This window comes from Tatumella ptyseos ATCC 33301, from assembly GCF_000735525.1.
GTDB classification, from domain to species: domain Bacteria; phylum Pseudomonadota; class Gammaproteobacteria; order Enterobacterales; family Enterobacteriaceae; genus Tatumella; species Tatumella ptyseos.
This window is the reverse complement of sequence record NZ_JMPR01000008.1, coordinates 91863-109293: the sequence shown is the minus strand read 5'-3', so window position 1 is coordinate 109293 and position 17431 is coordinate 91863. Positions and strand designations below refer to the sequence as shown.

The following is a 17431-nucleotide window of genomic DNA, read 5'->3' as shown; positions in this document are numbered from 1 at the left end:
TGTTCTCTCTTTACCAATAAAAAAAGGCGGTCAGATGACCGCCTTATCATATCCTGAGTTATCGGGATTATCACGCAGCTAGGCTACGTGATAGCCGTCAGGCTTTTTTCTTACGGCTGTGCAGACCGCGTTTTTCCAGACCACGGTAAATCAGCTGCTGCTGAAGTATCGTCACCAGGTTACTCACGATGTAATACAGCACCAGACCTGATGGGAACCACAGGAAGAAGACCGTAAAGATGACCGGCATAAAGGTCATGATCTTCTGCTGCATCGGGTCAGTGACCGTCGTCGGCGACATCTTCTGAATGAAGAACATGGTCAGACCCATTAATACCGGCAGGATATAGTACGGGTCCTGAGCGGACAGGTCGTGGATCCACAGAATGAACGGCGCGTGACGCAGCTCAATTGAGCCCATCAGCATATAGTACAGCGCCAGGAAGATAGGCATCTGGATAACCAGAGGCAGACACCCTCCCAGAGGGTTCACTTTCTCTTCTTTGTACAGTGCCATCATTTCCTGACTGATACGCTGCTTATCATCACCCAGGCGCTCACGCATTGCCTGAATTTTGGGTTGCAGCATGCGCATTTTCGCCATTGAGGTGTATTGCGCACGCGTCAGCGGGTACATGATACCACGGACAATAAAGGTGATAACGATAATGGAGAAGCCCCAGTTACCGATAAAGCTGTGGATAAATTTCAGCAGTTTGAACAGCGGCTGAGAAATAAACCATAACCACCCGTAATCTACGGTTAAGTCCAGGTGAGGAGAGATGGCTGCCATCTGATCCTGCAGTTCCGGTCCGACCCACAGGGTCGCGTTCAGATCCTGCTGTGCACCTGCAGCGATAGTCACTGGCGCAGATTTGTACCCTACCGCAGCCAGGCCGGTGCCCGGAGCGCTGGTATACAGGGTGTTACTGCCGGCAGTACGCGGAACCCATGCTGTCGCGAAGTACTGTTGTAACATGGCTACCCAGCCGTTATCAGTACTGACGTTCAGGTTCTCGTTATCAGCAATGGTATCGAACTTATATTTCTCATACTTTTCATTGCTGGTGGAGTACGCTGCGCCACGGAAGGTATGCAACGCGAAGTTGTTGCTCCCGGTCTGGCGATCTTTTGGCAGCGCGATAGTTTGTTTCAGCTGGCCAAACATGGAAACTTCCAGAGGCTGTGCTGAAGCATTATCGATGTGGTAATCAACATCGACCGAGTAACCACCACGCTTGAAGACGAAGGTTTTGGTATAAACCACGCCATTTTCACCGGTCCAGGTCAGCGGAACGCGCAGTTCGGTCTGGCCATCGGCTAGCTGGTAGCTTTGCTGAGTCGCGGTGTATAAAGGACGGGCACCATTGGCAGGATTATCCGGACCATTACGGCCGGTTAAACCACTTTGTGCCTGATACAGGAAGTCAGGAGACGTTTCCAGCAACTGGAAAGGCTTGGAAGAGCCCAGTTTGTCAGAGTAGGCCAGTAATTGTGCCTGCTCTACATCACCGCCACGGGTATTAATCTCAACAGACAAGACGTCTGTCTTAACTGTAATCGTTTTGCCTTCACCACTGGCGGGGACGCCCTGGTTTGCAGCATCACCTGCGGTGCTGTTCGTATTCTGAGTGGTCTGAGTTTGCTGTGGCTGTGGATTGTGGTCCGTCTGCCAGGCTTGCCAGATCATAAAAGACACAAACAGAAAAGCGATGAAAAAAAGATTGCGTTGCGAATCCATCGTTAGTTTTCTCTGGTATCAGTGTTTTTTGGCGGCACAGGATCGTCACCACCCGCATGTAAAGGATGGCATTTTAATACGCGTTTCACCGTCAACCAACTGCCTTTTACCACCCCGAAACGACGTAAGGCTTCTATCCCGTAATGGGAACAGGTTGGATTGAAACGGCAATGAGGCCCCAGAAGAGGACTTATTGCCCGTTGGTAAACGCGGATAAGAACAATCAGGAGCCGCGCGCCAGGCGACAATGACGACGCCATAGTTTCTCCAACACTTCCGTCAGTGTGTGGTTATCCAGTTCAGCTATCCCTTTTTTGGCAACGATGACAAAATCCATAGCCGGAAGCTCGTGCTGGCGCAAACGAAAACTTTCCCGGGTTAAACGTTTAATCCGGTTACGTTCGTGTGCCCGTTTCACGTGTTTCTTGGCGACGGTGAGACCGATGCGGGGATGCCCCAGCGAATTCTGGCGGCCGAGAATAGTCAATTGCGGCGTGCCAGCTCGTTGTGGCTGCTGGAAGACGAAAGTGAAATGATTGGGAGTTAACAAACGTAACTCCCTGGGAAATGCGAGCTTACCCACCAGGGTTAGCTTTATTACTTAGAAACGGTCAGACGAGCACGGCCTTTAGCACGACGACGTGCCAGAACCTGACGACCATTTTTAGTAGCCATACGAGCACGGAAGCCGTGAGAACGGTTGCGCTTCAGTACAGACGGTTGAAAAGTGCGTTTCATGGCGATTTCTACCTAAACTTGAGAATGTTCACTTGGTGACGCGTAGCAGAGTCAGTAAACCGACCGACGCCTCAGTGTATTTTATTTAAAGAGGCGGGATTGTAATAACTGTACAGTCCTGAGTCAATTTACTTCCGCTAATAATGACACCTTTATGCCCCGATAAAAGTCTGTCTGCAACCATTTCAGTGACGCCGGGCGCTACTTCGGGATGCAAACAGGATGAGAATTATACGGGCTTCCTTATAAAGAGCAAGGATCCTTCAGGATCATCTGTCGATCACAGGCTCTGAAATGACCGTTATCTGACGGGGAAGCGGGAGAAATCTGCAATATGACCGGTTTTTTCTTTTATCGCAGAGCGTGACTTGCCCGGTGTCATTCTGAAATCCTGTGGATAAAATGGGAGAAATCGGTGTAGAAAAGGAAGATCTCTTGCCCGCTTTGCGTTATGATCCGTCGTTCCGTTGGCGATCCTTTCGGGACGCACGGCGGGAATGAATTGCAGATCGTTGCAGCAGGCGATTTCTCCGTCTGCATCAATAACCCGTTTTTTCAAAAGATTAGCACCATTTCTTGTCTTATTTTTGTACCAGTGGAGTCCGCCGTGTCACTAACGCTTTGGCAACAGTGCCTTACCCGTTTGCAGGATGAATTACCTGCCACTGAATTCAGTATGTGGATCCGTCCTTTACAGGCTGAATTGAACGACAACACTCTGGCTCTGTATGCACCAAACCGCTTTGTACTCGACTGGGTGCGGGATAAATACATTAATAGTATTAATGGCCTGCTGAATGAGTTTTGCGGCTCGGATATTCCGGTATTGCGTTTTGAAGTGGGTGCACGGCCCGCCGCGGCAGCGCCGGTGGCCCCTGCAGCGAATACGGTTGCCGTTCAGAATATTTCGCAACCGATCCCTCCGGTACGTCAGCCATCGGCACCCAGCCATGATGGCCGCCCCAGCTGGGATAACGTCCCTGCTCCTGTGCAAGCGGCTTATCGCTCAAATGTGAATAGCCGGCATAACTTTGATAACTTTGTCGAAGGTAAGTCGAACCAGTTGGCCCGTGCGGCCGCACGGCAGGTCGCTGAGAACCCGGGTGGCGCTTATAATCCGTTATTTCTGTATGGCGGTACAGGCCTGGGGAAAACTCACCTGTTACATGCCGTCGGTAACGGTATTATTGCCAGAAAACCGAATGCTAAAATTGTTTATATGCACTCGGAACGCTTTGTACAGGATATGGTAAAAGCGTTGCAGAACAATGCTATTGAAGAATTTAAACGCTATTACCGTTCTGTGGATGCGCTGCTTATCGATGATATTCAGTTTTTTGCGAATAAAGAGCGTTCGCAGGAAGAGTTTTTTCATACCTTCAATGCGTTGCTGGAAGGTAATCAGCAAATTATCCTGACCTCGGATCGGTATCCGAAAGAGATCAATGGGGTAGAAGATCGCCTGAAGTCACGCTTTGGCTGGGGTCTGACGGTGGCCATTGAACCGCCAGAGCTTGAGACCCGCGTCGCTATTCTTATGAAAAAAGCGGACGAAAATAAAATTCGTTTGCCTGGCGAAGTCGCCTTCTTTATTGCTAAACGTCTGCGCTCTAATGTCCGTGAGCTGGAAGGGGCACTGAACCGTGTCATTGCCAATGCAAACTTTACCGGCAGGGCGATAACGATCGACTTTGTTCGTGAAGCGCTGCGGGATTTGCTGGCATTGCAGGAAAAACTGGTCACTATCGATAATATTCAGAAAACCGTTGCAGAATACTATAAAATTAAGGTGGCGGACCTGTTATCAAAACGACGTTCGCGCTCGGTGGCCAGACCGCGTCAGATGGCGATGGCGATGGCAAAAGAACTGACGAACCATAGTCTGCCGGAAATCGGTGATGCTTTTGGCGGACGGGACCATACCACAGTCCTCCACGCCTGCCGGAAAATAGAGCAGTTACGTGAAGAAAGTCACGACATCAAAGAAGATTTCTCCAATTTAATCAGAACATTATCTTCCTGACGCTATGAAATTTATTGTTGAAAGAGAGCAATTGCTCAAACCCTTACAGCAAGTGAGCGGCCCCCTGGGGGGACGTCCGACACTTCCGATCCTCGGCAACCTGTTATTGCAGGTGAGCGAAGGTGCCTTATCGCTTACCGGGACTGATCTCGAAATGGAGATGGTCGCCCGGGTATCGCTCAGTCAGCCCCATGAACCCGGGGCGACGACCGTGCCTGCGCGTAAATTCCTGGATATCTGCCGGGGATTACCTGACGGTGCTGAAATTCATGTCATCCTGGAAGGTGACAGAATACTGGTGCGTTCAGGACGCAGTCGTTTCTCGTTATCTACTTTGCCGGCCAGTGACTTTCCGAATCTTGATGACTGGCAGAGTGAAGTTGAATTCACTCTGCCTCAGGCAACGCTGAAACGTCTGATTGAGGCCACGCAGTTTTCCATGGCCCATCAGGATGTCCGCTATTACCTGAACGGAATGTTGTTTGAAACCGAAGGGGAGGAACTCCGTACGGTCTCCACCGACGGACACCGCCTTGCGGTATGTTCGATGCCGGTTGGCCAGTCTTTACCTGACCATTCAGTCATCGTTCCGCGTAAAGGTGTGGTTGAACTGGTGCGGTTGCTGGACGGCGGAGATACGCCTCTGCGGGTGCAGATCGGCAGCAGTAATATTCGTGCACATGTGGGAGACTTTATCTTTACCTCCAAACTGGTGGACGGACGTTTCCCTGACTACCGCCGTGTTCTCCCTAAAAATCCGGATAAGACGCTGGAAGCCGGTTGTGACCTCCTGCGGCAGGCTTTTGCCCGTGCGGCGATCCTCTCTAATGAAAAATTCAGGGGAGTACGGCTGTTTATCACCGAAAATCAGTTACGTATCACCGCGAATAACCCGGAGCAGGAAGAAGCTGAAGAGATCCTGGACGTGGACTATCAGGGCAGTGATCTCGAAATCGGTTTCAACGTCAGCTATGTACTGGATGTTCTGAATGCTCTGAAATGTGAAAACGTTCGCTTACTGCTGACTGATTCCGTTTCCAGTGTGCAGATTGAAGACGTTGCCAGTCAGCATGCTGCCTATGTCGTGATGCCGATGCGTCTGTAGTTCTGTACCCGGCCCCCATTCCCTGCAGGATGTCTGCAGGGGATCGTTTCTATGTCATGCGTTTTTCTCGCCTCCGGACTGCTCTATGGCCCTGACCCGTCTTATCATTAAAGACTTTCGTAATATTCCCCAGGCAGACTTATCGCTGTCTGAAGGTGTGAATTTTCTTATTGGTCCAAACGGTAGTGGTAAAACGAGTGTACTGGAGGCGATTTATACCCTGGGACACGGGCGGGCATTCCGCAGTCTGCAAACCGGGCGGGTGATCAGACATGATCAACCCGCGTTTGTTCTGCATGGCAGGCTTACGGATACCAGTCAGCAACACAGTATCGGGCTGAGTAAAGATCGTGCCGGCGAAAGCAAAGTCCGTATTGACGGGAGCGACGGACATAAGATTGCCGCTCTGGCACAACTTCTGCCGATGCAACTGATCACCCCGGAAGGTTTTACTCTGCTGACCGGCGGGCCGAAATTCCGCAGAGCCTATATTGACTGGGGGTGTTTCCATAACTTTCCCGGGTTTTTTAGTGCCTGGAATGATCTTCGCCGCCTGATGAAACAGCGTAATGCGGCGTTGCGTCAGGTCAGCAGTTATCGACAGATACGACCCTGGGATCAGGAACTGGCACCGCTGGCTCATAAAATCAGTGAATGGCGGCAGGCTTACAGCGATGATATTACGCTGGAAATTAAGGCAACCTGCCAGCAATTCCTGCCGGAATATGACCTGACGTTTTCCTGTCAGCGCGGGTGGGATAAAGAAAGTGATTACGCGGAGTTACTGGAGCGTAATTTTGAACGAGATCGCGCCCTGACTTATACCGCCAGCGGACCGCACAAAGCCGATTTTCGTATTCGTGCTGACGGTACCCCGGTCGAGGATTTGTTATCGCGCGGACAACTGAAATTATTAATGTGTGCCCTGCGCCTGGCGCAGGGGGAATACCTGACACGTCAAAGCGGCAGACGTTGTATTTACCTGATCGATGATTTTGCCTCTGAACTGGATGACACGCGCCGGCAGATCCTGGCCAACCGCCTGAAAGCGACAAAAGCGCAGGTTTTTGTGAGTGCCATCAGTGTTGATCATGTTCTCGACATGAATGACGAAAAGGGCAAGATGTTCAGCGTAGAAAAAGGTAAAATAGCAGTTCAACCCGAAGATTAAATGAGCGAGAAACGTTGATGTCGAATTCTTATGACTCCTCCAGTATCAAAGTCCTGAAAGGACTTGATGCGGTACGCAAACGCCCCGGTATGTACATCGGTGACACGGATGACGGTACCGGTCTGCATCACATGGTATTCGAGGTAGTGGACAACGCCATCGACGAAGCACTCGCAGGCCACTGTAAAGAAATCACCGTCACTATCCACTCCGATAACTCCGTCTCAGTTCAGGATGATGGTCGTGGTATTCCGACCGGAATTCACCCGGAAGAGGGCGTATCGGCGGCAGAAGTGATTATGACTGTGCTGCATGCCGGGGGTAAGTTTGACGATAACTCTTATAAAGTGTCCGGTGGTTTACATGGCGTGGGTGTCTCTGTCGTCAACGCATTGTCTGAAAAGCTGGAACTGACTATCCGTCGTGACGGTAAAGTTCATCAGCAAATTTATCAGCACGGTGTACCGACAGCACCGCTGGCGGTGATCGGCGAAACAGATGTGAGCGGGACTGCGGTACGTTTCTGGGCCAGTCATCAGACATTTACGAATGTGACCGATTTCGAATACGACATTCTGGCAAAACGCCTGCGCGAACTCTCTTTCCTGAATTCCGGCGTGTCTATCCGCCTGATCGACAAGCGTACAGATAAGAGTGATCACTACCACTACGAAGGTGGTATCCGCGCGTTTGTGGAGTATCTGAATAAAAATAAAACGCCTATCCATCCGAACGTCTTCTATTTCAGTACGGAAAAAGACGGTATCGGCGTGGAAGTTGCGTTGCAGTGGAACGATAGCTTCCAGGAAAATATCTACTGCTTTACCAACAACATTCCGCAGAGGGATGGCGGGACGCACCTTGCCGGTTTCCGTGCCTCAATGACCCGTACACTGAATGCGTATATGGATAAAGAAGGCTACAGTAAAAAGGCGAAGGTCAGTGCCACCGGTGATGATGCCCGTGAAGGTCTGATCGCGGTTGTGTCGGTGAAAGTGCCGGACCCGAAATTCTCTTCCCAGACCAAGGATAAGCTGGTCTCTTCGGAAGTGAAATCGGCAGTGGAATCGCAGATGAATGAACTGCTCTCTGAATATCTGCTGGAAAATCCGTCCGATGCCAAGATTGTCGTCGGTAAAATTATCGATGCTGCCCGTGCGCGTGAAGCGGCGCGCCGTGCCCGTGAAATGACCCGTCGTAAAGGCGCGCTGGACCTGGCCGGATTACCGGGCAAACTGGCGGATTGCCAGGAACGCGACCCTGCGCTTTCAGAAGTTTATCTGGTGGAAGGGGACTCTGCGGGCGGCTCTGCGAAGCAGGGGCGTAACCGCAAGAATCAGGCCATTTTACCTCTGAAAGGTAAGATCCTGAACGTCGAAAAAGCCCGTTTTGACAAGATGCTCTCTTCCCAGGAAGTGGCAACACTGATCACCGCGCTGGGTTGTGGTATCGGCCGCGATGAGTACAATCCGGACAAATTGCGTTATCACAGTATCATTATTATGACGGATGCGGACGTCGATGGTTCGCATATCCGTACGCTGCTGCTGACTTTCTTCTATCGTCAGATGCCTGAAATCATTGAACGCGGCCATGTGTTTATCGCACAGCCACCGCTGTACAAAGTGAAAAAAGGTAAGCAGGAACAGTACATCAAAGATGATGATGCGATGGACCAGTACCAGATAGCGATTGCGCTGGACGGAGCTACCCTGCATACCAATGCCAGCGCACCTGCGCTGAGCGGAGCCTCGCTGGAAAATCTGGTATCAATGTACAACAGTACAGAGAAGATGATTAAGCGCATGACCCGTCGCTATCCGGCGGCATTACTGAGAGGGCTGGTGTATCACCCGACGCTGAGTGATTTATCTGACCAGGCGGCCGTACAGGCGTGGATGGATGCTCTGGTGGCCCAACTGGAAGAACGCGAACAGCACGGTAGCAGCTATACCGGTATTGTCCGTGAAGACCGTGAACATCAGCGTTTTGAGCCGGTACTTCGTATTCGTACACATGGTGTGGATACGGATTATCCTCTGGATTCAGAATTTATTTACGGACCGGAATACCAGAGAATTAATACACTGGGTGAGCAACTTCGTGGTCTTATCGAAGAAGATGCCTTCATTGAACGCGGGGAGCGTCGTCAGCCGGTGGCCAGCTTTGAGCAGGCCGTGGAGTGGCTGGTGAAAGAATCCAGACGTGGCCTGTCAGTACAGCGCTATAAAGGTCTGGGTGAGATGAACCCGGAACAGCTCTGGGAAACGACAATGGATCCGGAAAGCCGCCGCATGATGCGTGTGACTATAAAAGATGCCATTGCCGCCGATCAGCTGTTTACCACGCTGATGGGGGATGCGGTTGAACCTCGTCGCGCCTTTATCGAAGAAAATGCCCTGAAAGCCGCGAATATCGATATCTGATCGTTCGCTGCTGAGCTAAAAAATGGGTAATGAACTGTAGCCACAAAGCCGGACAGTTCATGTTAAGTGGTTATAAAGGCCCGGGTTCGGTATTCTGCCGACCCGGGCCTTTTAATCTCTGATCTGCACGTGATTTTCGTCATCCTGCCCGGTGATTATTCTATGCTGGCACCCTCGGGCATATTACTGATACTGTCTGTCCGCCAGTGTCGCCTTTAACAGACGTACACCCCCCCTGGTTTTTCACTGCGACCCGTTAACATAGATCTGTTCTCCGGGGAGGAGAGCCCTGCATATCTCAGTAAATTTTGGGGTCAAAAATCACCGTAATGGCACCCCGGTAGGTATCCGGGCGGGTTTCCAGCATGGTGTCCACGTCTTTCCGGCTGACCAGAAAATCAATACTTCCGGCCTGGTTCTCCCCGAATGACTTCGTCACAAAAACGTTTTTCGTTAAATCCCTGCCTGCGGCCAGCCGTCTTTTTGAAACCCCTGAGCCGGTTGATGAGTCCACGATCCCACGCGGCAATGTTAAAAGGCTCTGTACGGGCACCGTCTGTGAAGGGGTGTTATCGCTTTTCAGGGCACAGTCTGAACCGCTCTGCTGCTCACATTGCAGATATACCGTGAACGTACCCGAGCTGGAGAGGCTGAAATTACTTCTGCCGGTCAGCTCCGGGGTGGCGCGGGTGATCATCCAACGCTCCCAGTTAGCGGCACCTTCCTCCGCCGTGCACACTTTTCCGGAGGCGCAGGGCTGCAGGGCAACCTGCTGGTTGTCCGCTGTGGTGGAGAGTTTGAGTTCGTGGTTCACGGTTAGAGTGAAATTGATGGTAAGCGTAGTATCACTCACCTGAATGTTGTCGCCAAAATCAAAATCACCGCCCGGACCCACGCTATAAGTTATCGAGCCTTCGTATATCCCGGCTCCCATTTTCAGCGGGTCCGGCGCTGTCAGGATATAACCCATATTGTAATTGGTGAATTTGATGCCAGCAGCTCTCTCAAGTATACTTATCCGGTAGCAGCCGGCTGTAGCCGCTGTGGTAAAATTCCAGATAAATCTTGTCGCTGTTCCGCTTGTTCCAAACTGTCCACCCGCACCAGACGAGCATCCGTTAGAGCCACTATACTCCGGGTATCCCAGAGTACCCTGACCTTCGGCTCCCCAGCCATTGTTATCTCCGGCCGGTGTAAATTGAACACCAAACGCACTGGCTCTGAAGCTAACAGTATGTGACTCGCCATTTTCTCTGTTTGTCACAACCACGTTGTGTGGGGTAACCGGTATTTTAAAAAATAGTCCATCTCTTTTATCCGCATTCTGTCTGGCGGGAATAGCCCTGGAGCTTACTCCCATGATCCCCGGGAGCTCAACACTGACGCCGGAACAGTATTGGGGCCACGTAGAGCAGTATCCTCCCGTTGGTGTGGTGTTTGTAAAGGTATTATTTTCCGGATTACTTACCGACGGGGTGAAGGATGCGGTGATATTCATGGTCGCCGCCTTTGCCGACAGGCTCCCGGCCGCCAGCATGCTGCCTGCCAGCAGGCATATCAGTATCTTTTTCATTTATGTTCTCCTGTGCCGGCTGCCCGGCACGCGACGGTGCTGATAAACTGCACCTTCTTCGTTTTGTCCATTCCCGCCGGAAGTTCGCACTGCAGGGCCGGCTGGCCTTTTTCCGCTCTGATGCTCAGCATCCGGTTGGTCACCCCGGAGTCCAGTGTCAGTACCCCTTCGGCATTGATAATGCCGCCGGAGACATCACTGCTCACATAGCGGTTTTTCAGGACTTCTCCCTGCGTGTCCAGTAACATCCCGACCACGGTGAACGTTTTCACTGCTTTCACACTGATATATTTCACACTACCGCGTCTCATTTGCATGCTTTCCTGCGACGGGAAGACCTGCACGCTTTCCCCGCCGCTGGCCGAAAACTGCACCGTATCCTTTTTCCACAGCTCTGCCGGCACGATGTTACGACCCGGCTTCAGCCGCGTTTCGGCCGAGGTCCCGGAGGCGATGATACCGGTGGTGTCATCCTCGGTATCCACATCCACAATCAGTGCGGATTCCATGCTGCGGCTGGCATTACCGTTCGCGGAGGCCACTTTGCCTCCCCCCATCACCAGTACCTGGCTCAGGTTGCCGCCGGCGGTATTGGAACTTCCCTGCGTGTTATGCTGCACGTAGGCATCCCCGCTGACGAACGGGGTATCGACAGTGGCGTTACCGCTGAAGACGGTATTCTGCGGACTGTATGACACCCCGCCGCCCAGTGAGCGGAGGCTGCTGTTGTCCCCCGGCTGCCACTGATAGTTCAGGCTGGAATAGCCCTGGTTCCCGCTCATGCCGGTTTCCGCCGACACGGTATGACGGGCCGCAGGGGCCAGCGAGAGGCTGACACCGAATGACACACCGTGGTCGCGGCGCTGGCTGTTAAAGCCCGGCGTGTCGTAGGCGCTTACCCTGAAATTCATATCATGCCCGGCCACAGTGGCCAGGGTGGTCACAGAGACATCGGTCCCCACCCCGCGGCGCCAGGCGGTATTCATATACTGCCCGTTCACGATAAGGGAGGTTGACCAGGGCATCCGCAGCGACAGGCTGCTGCCCCAGGTATCGCCCTGCTGGCGTGACGCGGTTCTGTGACCATAAACATCTGTCGTGGTTGAACGCCAGAACAGGCTGGCCGAGCCGCCGCCGGGAATATTGCGGTAATAGCGGATATCGGTATTCCGGTTCGCCTGATATTCCAGATTACCCAGGGTGTACTGGGCGAACAGGGTGTCATCCGGCGAAAGGGTGATATTCGCCCGGGTTCTGACCTGCTGTTCTTTCTCTGTGACCGCCGTGCTGACGCCGAGGATCGCGCGGGGGTGTGCCAGTACGTCGATACCGCCGCCGGCGGCAAAGGGGGTCTCCCGGCCTGTGCCGGTATCGCCGGTCGCCAGCGTTCTGCGCTGGCCGCCCCACAACGTCATGCGCCAGCGGCGGTTCGGGTCACTCCATCCCTGGGGTTTGTAGATCTGGGCCTGCTGTGTGTCGGTCGTCTGACCGTTTTCGATAATTTTGATGGTGATATCATAGATACCGCCCGGCAGCTGGCGGGTGTCGAGCGCCTGCACGCCGGCCTGTAACTGCTGGGTGTGGATCAGCCGGCCGTCGCGCCAGACTTCCGCGACTGACTGGTTGCGTCCGGTGACATAGACCGGCCAGGCACTGACGCTGTCCGTACTGACCAGCAGGGTGTCAGAGGTTCCCCACATCGCTCCCGCCACGGTGTCATAGCCGAAACCGGAGGTCTGCACATTGCCGTTATCACTGTCCGGGGAAAACAGGCCCAGCCGGACAAAGCTGCCCTGAAGTTCTTTCTGGGTAAACAGCTCATACAGACCGGAACTGCTGTACCGGTAACTGCCGTCGGTGCCCGAAGACTGAAAAGAGGCTCTCTGGCTCCAGCCGGCAAAAGACGCGGTCAGGGAGGAGTTTATTCCCCAGCTGCGCAGCGATCCGGAACTGCTTAATGACATGTCGTTGTACATAATCATGCCGCCGGGGGTATCTTCCGGCATGCCGATATAGGCACTTCCTGCCCGGGAGGTTTCATAGTCTGCGGTGTAAAGTTTCAGGACCGAGTTATCCAGCCGGTACTGGACTTCCATCAGACCGGACGGGCAGTCTTTCCGGCATTTTCCCGTCGGGACGCCCTGTTTCAGTACGCCGGTCCAGAGTGCCCGGGTCTCCGGGTCAGTATCTTCGGCATCGTCAAACGTACGAAGCAGGCGGATGTCTCCGTTTTTTCTCAGCGAGACTGCAGCATCAAATAAGCGGGTATCGTTCAGGTAAACCTGCACAACCAGCTCGGCATCATAAAAATACTGCCTGAAGTCTTCGGGCAGGCCGCGCATATTGACGGCCAGCATCATATCTTCAGCCGGTGCCGTCAGGGGATACATCAGGGGCAACAGAGTCAGGACGAGAAAATGTTTTTTCATAAAAAAAGCTGCCACAATATGATGGCAGCCTCCGTCAGGTTAGGGCAGAGAGACAGCCTTATTCGGCAACAACCGGCTCAAAAATCATGGCAACACTGCCGGTGAAAGAACCGTTCACTGTCAGGGCTTTATCATCGTCCTGCGAGATATTCAGTGCTGTACGTCCGCCCGCTTTGGCCGCACTTTCGCTGACCACGGTGGTGGCCGTCTGGCTGAGCGCGACATTATTAAACTTCACCGCCAGAGGAATGACGTCAGTACCGTTAGACAGCTGCGGTTTACCGTCGGTATTCAGGTTACCGGTCAGTGAGGCCTGGATAGCGCCCGCGGTGTTTTTGTACTGGAACTGTTTTTCGAAAGACTGAAGTTTGCTGGTTGCAATGTCGTAGCCCATGGTCTGGGTCTGGTCAATCCAGCCTGAGTCGACCGGGATCACCTGGAAGCTGTCGGCCGGCACAGTGGCAGACAGGTTGATGGTGTAGCTCTGTGAGTCAGCGGCATGAGCCGCAGCGCCGCCCAGGATTGCGCAGGAAACCAGTGCGGTGGCCAGGGACTTATTCAGGGCAGAAAAGTTGAATTTCATAGTAATGATTCCTTAAGGTTAAAGTTAATACACGTAATATCTGAGATGTTAAGTAAAGGGAGACTTAACTTTTGCCGGGGGTTAATAACTTAACGCCCGTTTGTTATTTCCCTCGATAAGAGTGAAATTAGTTTTATAGCCGGTTTTCTTTTTCAGCGTCTTCGTCTTTCCGGGGAGAACAAATTCCCGGGTGACGGCACCGCAGTCTGTATTTGCGGATTTACACTGACGGATATTATCCAGCGATACGGTGGCATTCCCTTTATTGCTGACAATAATGTCACCGGAAGGTAAATTATTTATTTCGGAGTTAAACACCGGTTTGTCAGGCTGAACAATCACAATGGTCCCGTAACCGGTCAGGACATTCAGTCCGGCATGCAGTGTATTTTTACGGTACTCACTGGCTGCTTCCTTATTCAGTCCGAAACTGTCATCGGCTTCCGGCATTACCGGGGTAAACCTGACCCGGAAATAGCGTTCGGTATCACGGCTGCCGGGCCAGAGGATCCGTACTGCCTGGAATCCCCCGGGCGGGATAATCAGGCGCTGTGGCGTGACAATCAGCCGGTCCTGCTCAAGCGTTTTGCCGGACACTTCTTTCTGGGGTTTCTCATCCGGGTCCGTATTATTACCCGGGTGGATTTCCAGTATTCCGACACGGACAAAGGCTGTTGAGTCCCCGGTGTTATAAATGCGTTTGGTCATGCTTTGTGTGCCGGGCATCAGGACATCGTACATGCTGCCGATACCGATAACCGGTGTGGCGGAGGCAGAAGACACCATGCCGAGAGAAAGAAAACAAATGCCGGTAAAAGCTGAAAGGTAATTAAAAAGTTTCATAAAAAGTCACCCGCGTTTCCCGGGATATAAACCCGGCTAATGAGTCAGTTACTGATGATGAAAAATAATGAAACATTCATTCCCTCATCATCAGAGTATTTAAAGAAATAAAAAAGAAACCAGAGTCATAAACAGATGCCGCTGACAGAATTAAATATTTCTCAGGATCGGCATTCGTTTTTTTTAAATACAAAAAGTCAGATGTTTTACTTCTGAATATCCATATCCTGTACGGACCCCGGCCACTGTTAAAAATCCTTATAACTGACGTTATTAAGTGACTTTCTGACTTATTATGCGTTTAAAAATTACTAATAATTGGAAAGCGGTTTCTTTCCTGAAAACTGATGGGTGCTGATTATCGCTATATTCCTGCGTTCGTCAATACCGATCAATTGTGGCTATTTGATAGTCTATGACTATAGGATAATTACGTATTGATCGGTGCATTCGATTGTAAAGGTTGAGTAAGGCCAAAAAAAACATTACGAATCATGTGGAAACAATTGGTCACAAAATGAAGGGGCAGATAAAAGCAGGCTCGGAACACATTAGGAAAGATAATTTATCACGAAAAAAAACATTTCATTTGCTGTGGCTGTTTATTAAGCGTTTAAGTTAAATTCAGAAATTTAACCATGAATTAACGATACTTTAATATCTGGTGCGTCAGAAATGGGGGTATTCCCCGCGGAGTCATTCCCGTTAACACCGGGCACTGCACCGGTAGGCACTCCCTGCATACGGATCACCAGAGTGCTTCGGGTGGATCTTTATTAACGGTTACAGGGAGTACGCCAGCATCAGGAAACCCCTCATTGTAAAGGGGGATGGCTGTCTGTTGCCGTTTATCCGCCAGATAGGTAAGCAGAGAGCGACGAGCGATAACGGGTATCACCTGCAGCCATCGCCAATGACCAAAGATCACACCACGGACTCAATAAGCGTCGTCACTTACTCAGTGTGTTGGCTGTTTGCGGTAGCTCCTGACGAAGCAGGGCAGCCCGGTGTTTTTCATATCATGCGACGCTGCTTGTTTACGGCTGACAGTAAGAACACCTGATTCAGAAGGTCTCCTGCGCGTTTGGGGTGGTCAGAATTTATATCTGGCCTGTTATTTAGGTGGGCACAGTACGGTTAGCACAGAATACTTCAATAAACCCCGCACTTAAGGATAAGCAGGCAACACAAGCATCTCAGGCTACGGGGCCGTGTTCCCTTGTCCACTGAGAGAAATAAAAGACGAACCTTCCGCTCTGCACCGATACTGAATAAACGGCACAGATCACAGTTGATATAGAAACAGTAGTCAGTATTCAGTAAAAAAGGGTAGCATCAGCGGACTATTCATTATTTCCGGAGACGTTATGGCAATCAGACTGATAGCAATTGATATGGATGGCACTCTGCTGACTCCGGACCATCAGATAAGCCCCGCCGTAAAATCGGCTATCCACAAGGCTCAGGCCCGGGGGATCACTGTCGTACTGGCTTCGGGCAGGCCCTATATTGGTATTCAGCGGTATATTGCAGAGCTGGGACTGGATAAACCCGGGCAGTTTTGTATCAGTTACAACGGGGCACTGGTACAGCGCGCCGAAGATGGCAGCTGTGTTGCCGAGGTGACTCTGGAACATGACGATTATCTCCGGTTTGCGCAGCTTTCCGGAGAACTGGGAGTCCACTTCCAGGCGCTGGATAAAACACATCTTTATACTCCCGACAAAGATATCAGCAAATATACGGTACATGAGGTTTCTCTGACGGGAATACCGTTACGCTACCGTGCTGTGGAAGAGATGGATCCTGAATTACGTTTTCCGAAACTGATGATGGTGGATGAACCTGAAATCCTCGATGAAGCGATTGCCCGGTTACCGGCAGAGATCGTAGAAAACTATACCGTCCTGAAAAGCTCCCCGTTCTACCTCGAAATTCTCAACAAACAGGTCAATAAGGGAGAGGGGGTTCGTAAGCTGGCTGAGTTACTCGGGATTTCAGCGGATGAAGTGATGGCGATTGGTGATCACGAAAATGATCTGGCGATGGTGACTTACGCCGGCAGCGGGGTAGCCATGGGGAATGCGATTGATATCGTCAAAAAACATGCCCGTTACCAGACACTGTCTAATGCTGAAGACGGTGTTGCCCTGGCCATTGAAAAATGGGCCCTTTCTGAATAAATCCTGAGATCAGGCAGGCACCCTACGGGGTGCTTTTTTTTGCCCGCGATCGGCTGTTTTTCTCCGCTCTCCGTTTGCTTTATCCGGTACTCATCGGATATGTCGTTTTTTTTCGTTATTGTGACTTTCAGGAACCCTAATGTAATTAATACGTTGCAATTAATTAAAATAAAATCGCGACACAAAAGGTTTTTGCGTGATCAAGATCGCATTTTCTGTTAACCACCTAATAATAACTATAGGTATTATTACATCAACGCATTACATATCAGGTTTTACTTATTCAGGAGTTAACAATGAAAACGATCGCTACCTTATTCACCGTCGCTGCTTTATCCGCCTTATCTTTTGGGGCTTCAGCAGAAATGATTTCTGCCACCGGCAGTACCCTCGATAGTGCGCAGTCTCAGATTGCTGCTCAGGCGAAAGCTGATGGTGCATCGTCATACACCATCACCAGTGCACATACGCATAACGGTGTTTATATGACAGCAGAAATTAACAACAAGTAATGACCCCGGGACGGCTCTGTCTGTGAACAGAGGCTGTATGAACGGTATCAGGTGCACCGGCAGGAACGGGCATCATACATAACAGATAACCAGAGAAGGAATTT

At 51.4% G+C, this 17431-nt stretch carries 15 protein-coding genes; 6 read left to right on the top strand and 9 right to left on the bottom strand.

Annotated features, from left to right (window positions below):
• Window positions 1–97: 97 nt before the first annotated feature.
• The 5 genes from yidC to GTPT_RS17400 form a co-directional block, all read right to left on the bottom strand.
• Complete coding sequence (gene yidC / locus GTPT_RS02425) at window positions 98–1741, bottom strand: membrane protein insertase YidC (RefSeq protein WP_025901563.1); 1644 nt, start codon at window positions 1739–1741, stop codon at window positions 98–100.
• 2 nt (window positions 1742–1743) lie between these two features.
• Window positions 1744–2001, bottom strand: a complete 258-nt coding sequence (yidD, locus tag GTPT_RS16895) for a membrane protein insertion efficiency factor YidD (RefSeq protein ID WP_071780144.1) — start codon at window positions 1999–2001, stop codon at window positions 1744–1746.
• Complete coding sequence (gene rnpA, locus GTPT_RS02420) at window positions 1965–2324, bottom strand: ribonuclease P protein component (protein WP_038010759.1); 360 nt, start codon at window positions 2322–2324, stop codon at window positions 1965–1967. The genes yidD and rnpA overlap by 37 nt, the downstream gene beginning before the upstream one ends.
• A gap of 14 nt (window positions 2325–2338) precedes the next feature.
• Entirely contained in the window at window positions 2339–2479 is a 141-nt protein-coding gene (gene rpmH / locus GTPT_RS02415; protein WP_000831330.1) for a 50S ribosomal protein L34, read from the bottom strand.
• A 301-nt stretch (window positions 2480–2780) separates the two neighbouring features.
• On the bottom strand, window positions 2781–3038 hold the full coding sequence (locus GTPT_RS17400) for a hypothetical protein (RefSeq protein WP_156022698.1): 258 nt from the start codon (window positions 3036–3038) through the stop codon (window positions 2781–2783).
• Between the two features lie 48 nt (window positions 3039–3086).
• Here GTPT_RS17400 and dnaA point away from each other — a divergent pair, with 48 nt between their 5' ends.
• From dnaA to gyrB, 4 genes are all read left to right on the top strand, one after another.
• Window positions 3087–4502: a chromosomal replication initiator protein DnaA gene (gene dnaA / locus GTPT_RS02410; RefSeq protein WP_029991074.1), complete on the top strand. Its 1416-nt coding sequence runs from the start codon at window positions 3087–3089 to the stop codon at window positions 4500–4502.
• A gap of 4 nt (window positions 4503–4506) precedes the next feature.
• Window positions 4507–5607 carry a DNA polymerase III subunit beta gene (gene dnaN / locus GTPT_RS02405; protein ID WP_025901560.1) on the top strand — a complete coding sequence of 367 codons (1101 nt, stop codon included), beginning with the start codon at window positions 4507–4509 and terminating at the stop codon, window positions 5605–5607.
• 85 nt (window positions 5608–5692) lie between these two features.
• Window positions 5693–6778: a DNA replication/repair protein RecF gene (recF, locus tag GTPT_RS02400; protein WP_029991072.1), complete on the top strand. Its 1086-nt coding sequence runs from the start codon at window positions 5693–5695 to the stop codon at window positions 6776–6778.
• A 17-nt stretch (window positions 6779–6795) separates the two neighbouring features.
• Window positions 6796–9204, top strand: coding sequence for a DNA topoisomerase (ATP-hydrolyzing) subunit B (gene gyrB, locus GTPT_RS02395; protein WP_029991070.1), 2409 nt, complete (start codon window positions 6796–6798; stop codon window positions 9202–9204).
• A 298-nt stretch (window positions 9205–9502) separates the two neighbouring features.
• Here gyrB and GTPT_RS02390 read toward each other — a convergent pair whose 3' ends face one another.
• From GTPT_RS02390 to GTPT_RS02375, 4 genes are all read right to left on the bottom strand, one after another.
• Window positions 9503–10777, bottom strand: a complete 1275-nt coding sequence (locus GTPT_RS02390) for a hypothetical protein (protein ID WP_029991068.1) — start codon at window positions 10775–10777, stop codon at window positions 9503–9505.
• A complete protein-coding gene (locus tag GTPT_RS02385) occupies window positions 10774–13206 on the bottom strand; it encodes a TcfC E-set like domain-containing protein (RefSeq protein WP_029991066.1) in 2433 nt (810 codons plus the stop codon). Before GTPT_RS02385 ends, GTPT_RS02390 begins: the two co-directional genes overlap by 4 nt.
• A 58-nt stretch (window positions 13207–13264) precedes the next feature.
• Window positions 13265–13789: a CS1 type fimbrial major subunit gene (locus GTPT_RS02380; protein WP_029991064.1), complete on the bottom strand. Its 525-nt coding sequence runs from the start codon at window positions 13787–13789 to the stop codon at window positions 13265–13267.
• An 81-nt stretch (window positions 13790–13870) separates the two neighbouring features.
• Complete coding sequence (locus GTPT_RS02375; RefSeq protein ID WP_029991063.1) at window positions 13871–14632, bottom strand: hypothetical protein; 762 nt, start codon at window positions 14630–14632, stop codon at window positions 13871–13873.
• A 1367-nt stretch (window positions 14633–15999) separates the two neighbouring features.
• On the opposite strand from GTPT_RS02375, the gene yidA reads away from it, so the two are divergent.
• Both yidA and GTPT_RS02365 read left to right on the top strand, forming a co-directional pair.
• A complete protein-coding gene (yidA, locus tag GTPT_RS02370) occupies window positions 16000–16815 on the top strand; it encodes a sugar-phosphatase (protein WP_029991062.1) in 816 nt (271 codons plus the stop codon).
• A 296-nt stretch (window positions 16816–17111) separates the two neighbouring features.
• Window positions 17112–17327 carry a YdgH/BhsA/McbA family protein gene (locus GTPT_RS02365; protein WP_029991061.1) on the top strand — a complete coding sequence of 72 codons (216 nt, stop codon included), beginning with the start codon at window positions 17112–17114 and terminating at the stop codon, window positions 17325–17327.
• Window positions 17328–17431: the final 104 nt, after the last annotated feature.

Bases quoted from the DNA above. Each gene is read 5' to 3' on its own strand.
- yidC (WP_025901563.1), bottom strand. From the start codon at position 1,741: ATGGATTCGCAACGCAATCTTTTTTTCATCGCTTTTCTGTTTGTGTCT.
- yidD (WP_071780144.1), bottom strand. From the start codon at position 2,001: ATGGCGTCGTCATTGTCGCCTGGCGCGCGGCTCCTGATTGTTCTTATC.
- rpmH (WP_000831330.1), bottom strand. From the start codon at position 2,479: ATGAAACGCACTTTTCAACCGTCTGTACTGAAGCGCAACCGTTCTCAC.
- dnaN (WP_025901560.1), top strand. From the start codon at position 4,507: ATGAAATTTATTGTTGAAAGAGAGCAATTGCTCAAACCCTTACAGCAA.
- recF (WP_029991072.1), top strand. From the start codon at position 5,693: ATGGCCCTGACCCGTCTTATCATTAAAGACTTTCGTAATATTCCCCAG.
- gyrB (WP_029991070.1), top strand. From the start codon at position 6,796: ATGTCGAATTCTTATGACTCCTCCAGTATCAAAGTCCTGAAAGGACTT.
- GTPT_RS02390 (WP_029991068.1), bottom strand. From the start codon at position 10,777: ATGAAAAAGATACTGATATGCCTGCTGGCAGGCAGCATGCTGGCGGCC.
- GTPT_RS02385 (WP_029991066.1), bottom strand. From the start codon at position 13,206: ATGAAAAAACATTTTCTCGTCCTGACTCTGTTGCCCCTGATGTATCCC.
- GTPT_RS02380 (WP_029991064.1), bottom strand. From the start codon at position 13,789: ATGAAATTCAACTTTTCTGCCCTGAATAAGTCCCTGGCCACCGCACTG.
- GTPT_RS02375 (WP_029991063.1), bottom strand. From the start codon at position 14,632: ATGAAACTTTTTAATTACCTTTCAGCTTTTACCGGCATTTGTTTTCTT.
- yidA (WP_029991062.1), top strand. From the start codon at position 16,000: ATGGCAATCAGACTGATAGCAATTGATATGGATGGCACTCTGCTGACT.
- GTPT_RS02365 (WP_029991061.1), top strand. From the start codon at position 17,112: ATGAAAACGATCGCTACCTTATTCACCGTCGCTGCTTTATCCGCCTTA.